The organism is Cupriavidus sp. D39 (genome assembly GCF_026627925.1).
GTDB classification, from domain to species: Bacteria; Pseudomonadota; Gammaproteobacteria; order Burkholderiales; family Burkholderiaceae; genus Cupriavidus; species Cupriavidus ulmosensis.
In genome coordinates this window covers 3,424,771-3,436,713 of sequence record NZ_JAPNLE010000009.1, presented here as the reverse complement: position 1 = coordinate 3,436,713, position 11,943 = coordinate 3,424,771, and the positions used below count along the sequence as shown (strand labels likewise).

The 11,943-nt window shown below is 65.2% G+C and carries 12 protein-coding genes and 1 pseudogene; 7 read left to right on the top strand and 6 right to left on the bottom strand.

Annotated features, from left to right (window positions below):
• Nucleotides 1–257: 257 nt before the first annotated feature.
• From dnaA to OMK73_RS28130, 3 genes and pseudogenes are all read right to left on the bottom strand, one after another.
• A pseudogene (gene dnaA / locus OMK73_RS28135) lies at nucleotides 258–1,511 on the bottom strand (chromosomal replication initiator protein DnaA); the annotation flags it as partial.
• Between the two features lie 116 nt (nucleotides 1,512–1,627).
• Entirely contained in the window at nucleotides 1,628–2,044 is a 417-nt protein-coding gene (locus OMK73_RS39410) for a DnaA N-terminal domain-containing protein (RefSeq protein WP_420715591.1), read from the bottom strand.
• A 693-nt stretch (nucleotides 2,045–2,737) separates the two neighbouring features.
• Complete coding sequence (locus tag OMK73_RS28130) at nucleotides 2,738–3,013, bottom strand: hypothetical protein (protein ID WP_267604907.1); 276 nt, start codon at nucleotides 3,011–3,013, stop codon at nucleotides 2,738–2,740.
• Nucleotides 3,014–3,076: 63 nt separating this feature from the next.
• Between OMK73_RS28130 and rpmH the strand changes: the two genes are divergently transcribed.
• The 5 genes from rpmH to OMK73_RS28105 all read left to right on the top strand — a co-directional run bounded on the left by rpmH (nucleotide 3,077) and on the right by OMK73_RS28105 (nucleotide 6,335).
• Nucleotides 3,077–3,211 (top strand): 50S ribosomal protein L34, encoded by a 135-nt coding sequence (gene rpmH, locus OMK73_RS28125; protein WP_006161855.1) that lies wholly within the window; start codon nucleotides 3,077–3,079, stop codon nucleotides 3,209–3,211.
• A 118-nt stretch (nucleotides 3,212–3,329) separates the two neighbouring features.
• On the top strand, nucleotides 3,330–3,794 hold the full coding sequence (gene rnpA, locus OMK73_RS28120) for a ribonuclease P protein component (protein WP_267606543.1): 465 nt from the start codon (nucleotides 3,330–3,332) through the stop codon (nucleotides 3,792–3,794).
• Between the two features lie 19 nt (nucleotides 3,795–3,813).
• Nucleotides 3,814–4,098: a membrane protein insertion efficiency factor YidD gene (yidD, locus tag OMK73_RS28115; protein ID WP_082054956.1), complete on the top strand. Its 285-nt coding sequence runs from the start codon at nucleotides 3,814–3,816 to the stop codon at nucleotides 4,096–4,098.
• 22 nt (nucleotides 4,099–4,120) lie between these two features.
• On the top strand, nucleotides 4,121–5,791 hold the full coding sequence (yidC, locus tag OMK73_RS28110; RefSeq protein WP_267604906.1) for a membrane protein insertase YidC: 1,671 nt from the start codon (nucleotides 4,121–4,123) through the stop codon (nucleotides 5,789–5,791).
• A 307-nt stretch (nucleotides 5,792–6,098) separates the two neighbouring features.
• Complete coding sequence (locus OMK73_RS28105; protein ID WP_267604905.1) at nucleotides 6,099–6,335, top strand: ribbon-helix-helix domain-containing protein; 237 nt, start codon at nucleotides 6,099–6,101, stop codon at nucleotides 6,333–6,335.
• A gap of 64 nt (nucleotides 6,336–6,399) precedes the next feature.
• On the opposite strand, the gene OMK73_RS28100 is transcribed toward OMK73_RS28105, so the two are convergent.
• Complete coding sequence (locus tag OMK73_RS28100; RefSeq protein ID WP_267604904.1) at nucleotides 6,400–7,719, bottom strand: MFS transporter; 1,320 nt, start codon at nucleotides 7,717–7,719, stop codon at nucleotides 6,400–6,402.
• Nucleotides 7,720–7,928: 209 nt separating this feature from the next.
• Nucleotides 7,929–9,050 (bottom strand): M20 aminoacylase family protein, encoded by a 1,122-nt coding sequence (locus OMK73_RS28095; RefSeq protein ID WP_267606542.1) that lies wholly within the window; start codon nucleotides 9,048–9,050, stop codon nucleotides 7,929–7,931.
• 225 nt (nucleotides 9,051–9,275) lie between these two features.
• Here OMK73_RS28095 and OMK73_RS28090 point away from each other — a divergent pair, with 225 nt between their 5' ends.
• Nucleotides 9,276–10,229 (top strand): LysR family transcriptional regulator, encoded by a 954-nt coding sequence (locus tag OMK73_RS28090; protein WP_267604903.1) that lies wholly within the window; start codon nucleotides 9,276–9,278, stop codon nucleotides 10,227–10,229.
• Between the two features lie 175 nt (nucleotides 10,230–10,404).
• Here OMK73_RS28090 and OMK73_RS28085 read toward each other — a convergent pair whose 3' ends face one another.
• Nucleotides 10,405–10,842 carry a PaaI family thioesterase gene (locus tag OMK73_RS28085; RefSeq protein ID WP_267604902.1) on the bottom strand — a complete coding sequence of 146 codons (438 nt, stop codon included), beginning with the start codon at nucleotides 10,840–10,842 and terminating at the stop codon, nucleotides 10,405–10,407.
• A 233-nt stretch (nucleotides 10,843–11,075) separates the two neighbouring features.
• On the opposite strand from OMK73_RS28085, the gene OMK73_RS28080 reads away from it, so the two are divergent.
• Complete coding sequence (locus tag OMK73_RS28080) at nucleotides 11,076–11,942, top strand: CHAD domain-containing protein (RefSeq protein ID WP_267604901.1); 867 nt, start codon at nucleotides 11,076–11,078, stop codon at nucleotides 11,940–11,942.
• The last annotated feature ends 1 nt before the right edge of the window (nucleotide 11,943 follow it).

Genomic DNA, 11,943 nt, shown 5'->3' with positions numbered 1-11,943 from the left:
TTGTGCTCAAAGCGACACAAATTCAGACTTCTTCGGCTGCTGGCGACTTTTGTCGCTGGCCGCCCCCTCCGCCCGCTCGTCCCGACTCACCGCAAAGCCTTAGCCCAGGCCGTTTTCATGGCAATGTTCCGCAATGCCCCGGTGTTGCTTTCCGATTGATTCATGCGCCGGATCCTGCCCGGCGCGTACCCTACAGTATGCCAGCCCCGCGTGACCGGGCTGGCAAATGCTGCTTCACTGCGATTTCACGCTCCAGGTCAGCCCTTGAGCGTCTGTTCCAGCACGTGCAGCTCGTGGTTGAGCTGCGCATCTTTACTGCGCTCATCAGCGATCTTGCGCACCGCGTGCAGCACGGTGGTGTGATCGCGTCCGCCGAACAGCTCGCCGATTTCCGGCAGGCTTTTCTGCGTGAGTTCCTTGGCCAGGTACATGGCAATCTGGCGGGGCCGCGCGATATTGGCGGGCCGCTTCTTGCTGTACATGTCCGCGACCTTGATGTTGTAGAAATCCGCGCAGGTCTTCTGGATGTTCTCGACAGAGATCTGGCGGTTCTGCACCGTCAGCAGGTCCTTCAACGCTTCACGGGTGACATCGATGGTGATGTCCTTGCCGTGGAAGTTGGAGAAGGCGAGGATCTTGCGCAGCGCGCCTTCCAGCTCGCGCACGTTCGATCGCAAATGCTTGGCCACGAAGAAGGCGACTTCCTCGGGCACGCTCACATTCTCCGCGGCGGCTTTCTTCATCAGAATGGCCACGCGCATCTCCAGCTCGGGCGGCTCGATGGCGACGGTCAGGCCGGAATCGAAGCGCGAGATCAGGCGATCGTCGATGCCGCTGATTTCCTTGGGGTACGTATCGCTGGTGATGATCACCTGCGCCCGGTTGGCGATCAGGGCTTCGAAGGCGTAGAAGAACTCTTCCTGCGTGCGGTTCTTGCCGGAGAAGAATTGAATATCGTCGATCAGCAACAGGTCGAGCGAGTGGTAGTAGCGCTTGAACTCGTCGAACGCTTTGCGCTGGTAGGCCTTGACCACGTCGGAGACGTATTGCTCGGCGTGGATGTAGCGGATGCGGGCGCGCGGGTTCTCCAGCAACATGAAGTTGCCGATGGCGTGGATCAAGTGGGTCTTGCCCAGGCCTACGCCGCCGTATAGATACAGCGGGTTGTAAGACTTACCTGGGTTGTTGGCCACCTGGATGGCAGCGGCGCGCGCGAGCTGGTTGGCCTTACCGGTGACGAAGTTGTCGAAGGTGAGGATGTGGTTCAGGCGCGAGCGCTCGTGCACCGAATCGTTCTGCTGCTGGCCGCCGAGCTGGTTGCCGGGGTGGCCTTGGTGGCCTTGGTGGCCTTGGTGACCTTGTTGGCCCGGGTGCCCCTGGTGGCCTGGGTGACCTTGATTGCCGCCGCCCTGGTTACCGGGGTGGCCGCCCTGCATGGGCTGCTGGGACGGCTGCACGCGGTAGGAGCGGGCGCTGGCTTCGGCCGGGTCGAGTTGCGGCACGTCGATATCGACGATCTCGCCACCCATGCCGCCCATGTTGCTCTGGCTGGCGTTGCCGGGATAGTTGCCGCCGCCACCAGAATTGCCGGGGTAGGGCGCTTGCCCGCCGCGCTGGCCGGACTGGTTCATGGGGCCGTAGCCCTGGCCGCCCTGGCCCGGCTGCATGCCGGGCTGGCCGAAGTGTTGCGACAGCGGCTGGCCCGACGGATAGCCGGGGCCGGCGTGCGCGGGCGCCATGCCGGGCTGGCCGGCCTGACCGGGTTGTTGCGGATAGCCGGCAGCCGCCCGGCCCGAGGCGGCGGGGTCCAGGACAAAGTGAACGCTAACGTTGGCTTCCCAGTATTCGCAGGCGAGCGCGGTGATGCGGCCGGAGAACTGGCTTTTACCCAATCGAGCTTGAAGCGGTTGGGCGCGGCGATGCGCAGCGCATGCGCTTCCTCGTCGAAGGCGACAGGCGCCAACGGCTTGATCCAGGTCTTGAACTGTTGCGGCGTCAGTTCGCGCTCGAGTTGCGCGGCTGCTGCCTGCCAGAAATCTTGCATTGTTTTGTTGTTCGGTGTTCGCCACGGTGCATGGACAGTCCGGCCGAATGGACGACAGGCAAGGATCGGTGAGGCATCCCTGCCAGAGGTACGTTCAACCTGAAAACGATCGCAAAGCGATCCGCAATGACCCCGCAGCCCGGGCCCCCATGGTGATCGACGCGACAAGCGGGAGTCGCTGACGAGCGAGGCGACGAAATCGTCGCTGCCCGTTGCGCGTCCGTTGTCCGGCATGCCAGGGTGTTGCCCGGGTTGCGCTTGCGCCACGCAGCCCGTGTGGTGTTTGGACCCGGATTGTACCCCCGCCCCAAGTTATCCACAAAGGATAAGTCTGTGGATAAGTTGTGAAAAAGCAGTGAATTGTTGTGCACAACCCTAGTTCTGGCGCGGGTTTCCGGGTAGGCAAAACGCAGGAAAAGCTAGTGGAAACAGAGACTTCGCTCACCCTCACCGACCCCGGGTGACACCCCAGAAGAAAAAACTTACCCACTGGCGATTGTGGACAATGAAATACAACGGGCTGTTGCGTATTTTTCAGGCAGGGGTGCAGAAGAAGGCTCTAATCCATCTGCAGTCTTGACACGTCGCGCGAAACTCAGTTAAATGGCGGGTTCTGCGATGCCGCAGGGGATCACGTATGCGCATCGCCGGGTCTGACCTGTTCCGTGCAAGACTGGTGCGTTTGGCTTTTCACTAAGCTGGCTTTTCACCGAGCCAAAGCGTGCCGGAAATAGCTGGATTGGCCGGAACAGGCAGCGGGCCGGGCAGGCTGATGGGGTTGGAACGGATGGGTTGATTTACGATCCGCTCCGGCAAGATTCCCTCCCTCATCTGCCTCGCTGCCTCGCGAGCGTCGAGTACCGATTCGTCGGTGCCATCGATTCGCGAGATGGAGATACACGCGGCCGGCAGCAAGATCACCACAGCAGTCGGCAACACCGCAAACCGCGGCAGCCCCATGCGAACCATACGCGGCGGCGCCCGGCTTAACGCCGGAAGCCGGGCGAGCCCAGATCAACCAGAGAGTGCAACATGAAACGTACATACCAACCTTCCGTTACCCGCCGCAAGCGTACCCATGGTTTCCGCGTGCGCATGAAGACCCGCGGCGGCCGTGCCGTCATCAACGCGCGTCGTTCCAAGGGCCGCAAGCGCCTGGCAGTCTAAGGGCCTGGCGACCGGCTTTGGCGGTGCTGCAGTTTGCGCCGCCTTGGCCACTCGCCTCGCCTTTTGGACGGCCGGTAGCCAGCAGCCAAGCACAGCTTTTCCGCTCGCTTTGCCTAGCGTGACTACCTTTGCCTACCCTAAAGCCGCGAGGCTCACAAAAACGGATGAGTTTTCATCCGTTTTTGCATTGCGCCCGCGCAGGCGCAGCCAGCATTTCGTGCTGTATGTGGGCGAGAACGGCCTGCCGCAAGCCCGCCTGGGCGTGGTGGTTGGCAAGAAGTTCGCAGCGCGCGCCGCCGAGCGCAACCTGGTCAAGCGCATGGTGCGGGAACTGTTCCGCGCGCGGCAGGACAAACTCGCGGGCCGCGATGTATTGCTGCGCCTGCAGGCCAAGTTTCCGCGTGCGGAGTTTGCCAGCCGCACCGCGATACGCCGGGCGTGCCTGGCTGAGTTGACTGGCTTGTTCGAGGTAGCGGTGCGCCCGCTGGCCCCGCGCCCTGCTGCCCCTTCCGGGGTGTCGCCGCCAACGTCCGCCGAGGCTGCGCCCACAGAAGTCCCGCCCTCGGGCGCTCCCGCTTGTTGACCGCCCCCAGCCCGCTGCCATGAAGCGAATCCTGCTTGCCCTGCTGCGTATCTACAAGATCGCCCTGAGCCCGTTTTTTGGCTCGCAGTGCCGCTTCCTGCCTACCTGTTCCGATTACGCCCGCGAAGCGATCCTGTGCCATGGCGCAGGGCGCGGCAGCTGGCTGGCCGCTTGCCGGCTATGCCGATGCCATCCGTTCACGGATGGCGGGTATGATCCGGTGCCACCGGCATCGGCAACAAAGCAAGACCGGGCTCGCCCCGCGACTGGCCATCCAGTCACGATCCGGCTACCCCGCCCCTGATTTCCCCCGACCACAGCGAGACATGGATATCAAACGCACCATACTCTGGGTCATCTTCTCGATGGCCCTCGTGCTGCTCTACGACAACTGGCAGCGCGCCAACGGTCACCAGTCGATGTTCTTCCCGAGCGCGACGCAGCAGGCTCCGGCAACCGCAGGCGGCGCTTCGGCCCCGCAAGGCGACGTGCCCAAGGCCAATGCCACTGCCGGCACCGACGCAGGCGCCCCGGCGTCCGTCCCGGTAGCCGTGGCCCAGCCGAGCGGCGAGAAGATCGTGGTCAGCACCGACGTGATGCGTGCCCAGATCGATACCGCCGGCGGCATCCTGACGCGCCTGGAACTGCTGAACCACAAAGAGCATGACGGCAAGCCGGTCGTGCTGTTCGAGCGTGACCAGACCCGCACCTACATGGCCCGCTCCGGCCTGATCGGTGGCGACCTGCCGAACCACACCACGGTGTTCACCGCTTCGGAGGGCCCGCGTGACCTGGCCGGCTCGGACAAGGTGGCGATCACGCTGACGGCGGAGAAGGACGGGGTCAAGCTGGCCAAGACCTACACCTTCCACAAGGGCAGCTATGTTGTGGACACGCAATTTGCCGTGACCAACGACAGCGGCAAGCCGGTCTCGCCGACGCTGTACATGGAACTGACGCGCGACGGCAGCAAGGTCGAGCAGTCGCAGTTCTATAGCACCTTCACCGGCCCGGCCATCTACACCGACGCCGACAAGTACCACAAGATCACCTTCGACGACATCGGCAAGGGCAAGGCCTCGGTCCCCTCGGCCGGTACCAGCGGCTGGGTGGCGATGGTGCAGCATTACTTTGCCTCGGCCTGGATTCCGCAGTTGGGCAAGGAGCACAGCTTCTACGTCGAGAAGATCGACAACAACCTGTTCCGCGTGGGCGTGCAGCAGCCGCTGGGCGCCATCGCCCCGGGCGCCACGGTGACCACCGACGCGCGCCTGTTCGCCGGCCCGCAGGAAGAGCGCATGCTCGAGAAGATCACCCCGGGCCTGGAACTGGTGAAGGACTATGGCTGGCTGACCATCCTGGCCAAGCCGATCTTCTGGCTGCTGGAAAAGCTGCACGGCTTCCTGGGCAACTGGGGCTGGTCGATCATCCTGCTGACGGTGCTGATCAAGCTGGTGTTCTTCCCGCTGTCGGCGGCTAGCTACAAGTCCATGGGCAAGATGAAGGACCTGCAGCCCCGCATGACCGCAATGCGCGAACGCCTAAAGGGCGATCCGCAGAAGATGAACCAGGAGATGATGGCGCTGTACCGCACCGAGAAGGTCAATCCCCTGGGCGGCTGCCTGCCCATCGTGATCCAGATCCCGGTGTTCATTGCGCTGTACTGGGTGCTGCTGTCGTCGGTTGAGATGCGCGGTGCGCCGTGGCTGGGCTGGATCCATGACCTGTCGGTGCCGGATCCGTTCTACATCCTGCCGGTGCTGATGGCCGTGTCGATGTTCGTGCAGACCAAGCTGAACCCGACCCCGCCGGACCCCGTGCAGGCCAAGGTCATGATGATCATGCCGCTGGTGTTCTCGTTCATGTTCTTCTTCTTCCCGGCCGGCCTGGTGATGTACTGGGTGACCAACAACGTCTTGTCGATCGCGCAGCAATGGCAGATCAACCGGATGCTTGGCAAGAACAAGGTGAAGACCGCTGCGGTGGTAAAGAGCTGAAGTTGAAGTTGCAGTGCATAGAGGCTGGCGGGTGGCAAACCCGCTGGCAATAGAAAAGCCCGGTGCGATGCACCGGGCTTTTTTTGCCTTGAACGAAACCGACTGAAAAGGCCAAAACCGTCTGGAATGACGATGGCTGTCGCCCCGGTGGCGTTGCCAAGACGCGCCCAACCCGTGCCGTGCCGACGAGCTGGGGTACACCACGAAGGCTTGGCGGGGCCAGCAGCGGGCCCTGGAGATCGTGGCAGCAAGACGCCACGCAGAAAGTTGGTTGGCCAAATCTTGCCAAACTCGCTAGCATGAAACCATGAGCACCATGAATATCTCCCATCCTGACACGCTCAAGGCCTTTGTCGATGAGCAAGTCAACCAACGCGGCTACGGCACCAGCAGCGAGTACGTGCGTGAGCTGATCTGCAAGGATCAGGATCGCCAGCACCTTCGCGGCCTGTTATTGGCGGGTGCCGATTCAGCGCCCACGGCTCCGGTCGATAGGGACTACTTCGAGGCCCTGCGAGCACGGGTGCGCAACGCTCGGGGATGAGGGCCAAGCCTGCCATCCCGAGAGCGCAGGCACGGCCAGGCGCAAGGCGTAAGCGACCGTCTCCTCAATCAAGCCGCTTGCCCGCAGTCTCCCGCACCATCACCAAACCCACCAGCGAGGCAATCCCGCAGCCGATCACGTACAAAGCCGGCGCGTTGCGGTCGCCGGTGAGGTCGATCAGCCAGGTCGCCAGGAACTGCGCAAACCCGCCGAACACCAGCACGCCGATGCAATAGACCACCGACAGGCCGGTGGCGCGAATCCTGCGGGGGAAGAGTTCGGTCAGCAGCACCACCGACGGCACCGTGTTGAAGACCAGCGTCAGCGCCAGCAACGCCACCGCAGCCAGCAGCACCGCAAGCGACGGGTGCGCGTTGATCAGCAGGAAGGCCGGATAGATCAGCACCAACATCGCCACGCGCGACCACAGGATGGCGGGCTTGCGCCCGATGCGGTCCGACAGGCGGCCGGCATAGGCGCACAGCGCCACCTGCACCAGCGCGGCTAGGCAACTGGCGCCCATGCCGACCGACAGCGGTAGCTTCAGCACCGTCACCGCGTAGCTGGCCATGTAGTGCAGCACGATGTAGTTGGCGGAGGTGCCGCCAATGGTGATCAGCACGCCAGCCACCACCGCGCGGCCGTGGCCGAGGAATACCTCGGACAGACCCGCGCGCTCGCTGGTGGCGCCGTGGGTGCCCGTGGCGGACTCGCCGGTTTCGTCGAGATGCCGTCGGATATACAGGCCGACCGGAATCACCAGGATGCCGAGCAGGAAGGGCAGGCGCCAGCCCCAGCTTTCCAGCGCCGCAGGGGGCAGCGCATTGGTCAGCAGCAGGCCCACCAGCGAGCCCAGCAGCACGCTCACGCCCTGGCTGAACAACTGCCAGCTGCCGAAGTAGCCGCGCGAGTTGTCGTCGGCGTACTCCATGAGCAGCGCCGTGGATGCGCCCATCTCGCCGCCAATGGCAAAGCCCTGCACCAGCCGCGCCAGCACGATCAGCGCCGGCGCGGCGAGGCCGATCTGGGCATAGGTGGGCGCCACCACGAACAGCGCGGAGCCCAGTCCCATCATCCACAGCGTCAGCGTCATGGCCGGCTTGCGGCCGACGCGGTCGGCGTACAGGCCGATCAGCACGCCACCCAGCGGCCGCGCCACGAAGCCCACGCCAAAGGTGGCCAGCGACAACATCAACTGCCCGAGCGCGCCTTGCACCGGGAAGTACAGCCGCCCGATCATCACGGCAAAGAAGCTGTAGACGGTGAAGTCGTAGAACTCGAGCCCGTTGCCGATGGTGATGGCGGCGATGGCACGCCGGGTGGGCGCAGGCAGGGCGGGCGCGGCGGCTGGCGCCTGCGCCGGGGCGGCGGTGGTGGTGGACATGGTCCGGTCTCCTTGAATCGTTATTGCCGGGCATGCGCCCGGTCAGCTTGCTGACAAAGCTCGATCTACGCCGTCGTGCTCCCCTCTCCCGCGCGCGGGAGAGGGGAGCAAACCGGCTGGTTTTGCAGCCTTGTCAGATGCCTGGCGGGCATGCGTCCGGTCTCTGCTTACTGCCAAATCTCAATCTGCGCTGTCGTGCGCGCGCGGGCTCAGGCCAGGAAGCGCTCGGCCAGCTTGACCCAGTAGGTGGCGCCGAGCGGCAGGCAGGCGTCGTTGAAGTCGTAGCCCGGGTTGTGCACCATGCAGCCGCCCTCGCCGTCGCCGTTGCCGATGATCAGGTAGCAGCCGGGGCGCTGCTCCAGCAGGAAGGCGAAGTCCTCGCTGCCGGTGAGGGGTACCATGTTGTCGATCAGTCCTTCGTCGCCCAGCCATTCGCGCGCCACGTCGCGGGCCAGTTCCGTTTCGGCGGGATGGTTGACGAGTACCGGGTAGCGGCGGTCGTAGTGGACCTCGGCACGTGCGCCGAAGCTCTCGGCCTGGGCGTGCGCCAGCGCGGTGATACGGGCCTGGAGCAGGTCGCGTACCTCGGCCTTGAGCGCGCGCACGGACAGCCGCATCTCGGCGCTGTCGGGAATCACGTTGGGCGCCTTGCCGGCCTGGATGGCGCCGACGGTGACGATGGCCATGTCGAGCGGGTTGACGTTGCGGGCCACCACGCTTTGCAGCGCCATCACCATGGAGGCGCAGACCACCACCGGATCGATCGCCTTGTGCGGCACCGCGCCGTGGCCGCCGCGCCCGCTCACGCGGATGGTGACGGTATCGGACGAGGCCATGAAGGGCCCGGGCAGGAAGCCGAACTTGCCGACCGGATGGCCGGGCATGTTGTGCAGGGCGAACACGGCATCGCAGGGAAACAGCGTGAACAGCCCGTCGTTGATCATTTCACGGGCCCCGCCCATGCCTTCCTCGGCGGGCTGGAAGATCAGGTGCAGCGTGCCCTTGAAAGGCTTGTGCTCGGCCAGGTATTTGGCGGCGGCGAGCAAGGTGGCGGTGTGGCCGTCGTGCCCGCAGGCGTGCATCTTGCCGTCGAGCTTGCTGGCGTAGGGCAGGCCGGTGGCTTCCTGGATGGGCAGCGCGTCCATATCGGCGCGCAGGCCCAGCGCGCGGCCCTCGCCGTGGTGCAGCGTGCCGACCACGCCGGTGCCGCCCAGCCCGCGATGCACCGCGTAGCCCCAAGCCTGCAGGCACTCCGCCACCAGGTCGCTGGTGACGAACTCCTCGAAGCCGAGTTCGGGATGCGAGTGAATGCGGTGGCGCAAGGCCACCATCTCGGCTTCGATGGCGCGGATGCCGGGCAAAACAGGGGATTCTGCGGGTTGGGCGGCTTGCAGCATGACGGGTCTCCTTGTGGGTGCCGGGTGGCAGACGCCATGCCGGCGGCGCCCCCGTGGAACAGGGAACCGATCATAGGCAGCGCCCACCCGCCGCGGGAAGCCGCAATCTTGTTATCCTGACAACCGTTGGTTGTCTCCATTTTCCCCCTCAGCCCCACAATGAAACTCCATCAACTCCAGGCTCTGGTTGCCGTTGCCGACGCCGGCAGCATCCGTGCCGCCTCACGCCTGCTGGACCATTCGCAAGCGGCCGTGACCAAGGCGCTGCGCGAACTGGAAGCGGAGCAGCGGCTGCCGCTGCTGCTGCGCACCGCGGGCGGCGTTGGCTTCACGGAGACGGGGCTACGGCTGCTGGGCCATGCACGCCTGGTGGTTGGCCAGCTGGAGCGCGCCAACGCGGAACTGGCGGAGCTCCGTGGCGAGGTGGGCGGGCGGCTGTCGATCGGTGTCACGCCCTGGGTCATGCTGACGTTCCTGTCCGAGACGATGCTGCGTTTTCGGGAGCGCATGCCGGGCGTGCAGCTTGAGGTGTTCGAGGGCCTGACCGCGGTGGCATTGCCGCGCCTGCGCGAGGGCCTGCTGGATTTTGTCGTGGGTCCGTTCACGCGGACCATGTCGGGCCAGGAGTTCGACTGCGAGCTCCTGCTGGCCTACGACTCCCGCGTGGTAGCCAGCCGCGACCATCCTTGCGCCGGCAAGACCTCGCTGCATCAACTGCTGGACCAGGACTGGGTGGTGAACTACACGCCCGCCACCTACCCAGCGATGATGCAGAACCTGTTCTGGCAACACGGCGCCGACATCGAGCCGCGCCATCTGCATCGCGCGCATTCGACCTCGTTGCTGCTGGAGATGGTGCGGCACGCGGGCATGCTCACCTATTGCCCGCGGCCGCTGATGTTCACCGACGCGATGCGCGGCTGGGTGCAGGCGGTGCCGGTGGCCGAGCGCTTCGAAACCAGCCAGCTGGGCATCATCGCGCGCCGCAGCGCGATGCGCGGCGCGGCCGCGCAGTGCTTCGTGGATTGCCTGCTGGCCGTGATCAGGCGGCGTGCCCGTTCCGCCGCAGCGGCGGATCAGGAGTTGTTTGATTTGCTGACGCTGTTGTTCTGAGCAGCCCAAGCCCATGGCTTGCCGGTTTTTGCCGGATACCTAAAACAGGTAACAATTTACCGATTTTCGGTACCGCATGCGATGCGTGCTTGTCTGCGTTCCCCTCGTCTCACCCAGGCGCGTGGCACACCGCCTCGATATTGTGGCCGTCCGGATCCGGCACGAAGACGCCGTCTCAGGCCAGGTCGAGCACGCTCATGGTGGCGTTGAAGCGGCTGACCAGCACCGCCTCGCCGTGCACGCTGGCGAAGACATCGGCCTCCACCACGATGATGGCGCGGCCGGATTTCAGTACGTCGGCGCGGCAGGTAAGGCGATCGCTGCGGGCGGCGCGCAGCAGGTTGATCTTGAATTCGGCGGTGACCACATGGCGCCCGGCATCCAGCATGGTGGAGGCGGCCGCGCCCGCGGTTTGGTCGGCGATGGTGGCCTGCACGCCGGCGTGGACGATGCCGCCGTGCTGCAGGTGGCGGGGCGTGACCAGCAGTTCGCTCTCGCACCAGCCCGGCCCGCAATCCACCAGCCGGATGCCCACGTCCGCGACGAAGGCCGCCTGGCGAAAGCCGGCCTCGATGGTGTCCCGCAGCAAAAGCCGTTCTTGTTCGGTGGACATGGCGCTGCTCCTCGCACTAGTGGTGGTCGGGTACGGCTTGGGTGGTGGCTGGCCGGCCGGCGTTGCCAGCACCCATTGCAACCCGAAGCGCGCAGGCTGTCAATGGAGTGCGGCGCACCCGGCACAATGGCCTACACTGAATAGACGTGCCCTGAATCGTGCCCTGAACCTGGCCTGCGTAGATCAGGCTGTTCCGGTAGGTACGCCGGTACATATGCCAATGCCGATATGCCATGCGCGCTGCCAACCTTCCCATCCAGTTGCACCCCCGCATGCCCGCCATCGATGCCTTCATCGCGCTCGGCGATGCGGGCCTGGTGGCGGTTGCCGATCAGCTGGATGCCTTGCACCGGCGTGACCATCCCGATGATGTGCACGCATTGCGCGTGGCGGTGCGGCATCTGCGCGCCGTGTGCTGGGCCTTTGCCCCGGCCTTGCCCAAGGCCATCCGCGCGCGCTGGGATGACTGCCTGCGCAAGCTGGCGCAGGCTGCCAGCGATGTGCGCGACTGGGACGTGTTCGTCAGCGAGACCTTGCGCCCGGCGCTGGACCTGGAGCCGGAGGATCCGGTGCTGCTGGCGGTGCATGACACCGCGATTACGCGCCGCCACTACGCACGCGCCACCATGCTGGCGCAGCTCACCGAATACCAGCACTGGCCGCTGCCCGTGCTGCACCGCGATCTCACGCACCTGAACCGTGGCGGCGTGCAGGGCGCTGGCTCCGCCGCAAAGGATCACCTGGCGGAGTTCGCCAGCCGGCGGGTGTGCCGCGGGCGCAAGCGCGTGAAATCGCTGGCGCGCGCCGCGCGCTCGCAAGACCTGGCCCGCGTGCATCGCTTTCGCATTGGCAGCAAGCGGCTGCGCTATGTGATCGAGGCCTTGAAGCCGGTGCTGCCCGCGCGCTATGCCAAGCGCCTGCACCGCAAGCTGGTGAAGCGCCAGGGCAGCCTGGGCGGCCTGATCGACGGCGTGGTGGCACGCCGGCTGATGATGGAGTGCCTGAACATGCCCGCAAAGGATGCCGCCGGTGCAGCGGGTACGACGGATGTGCCGGGCGCGGCGGTTGCGCCGGATCGATCTGCGACAATATCGCCATGAC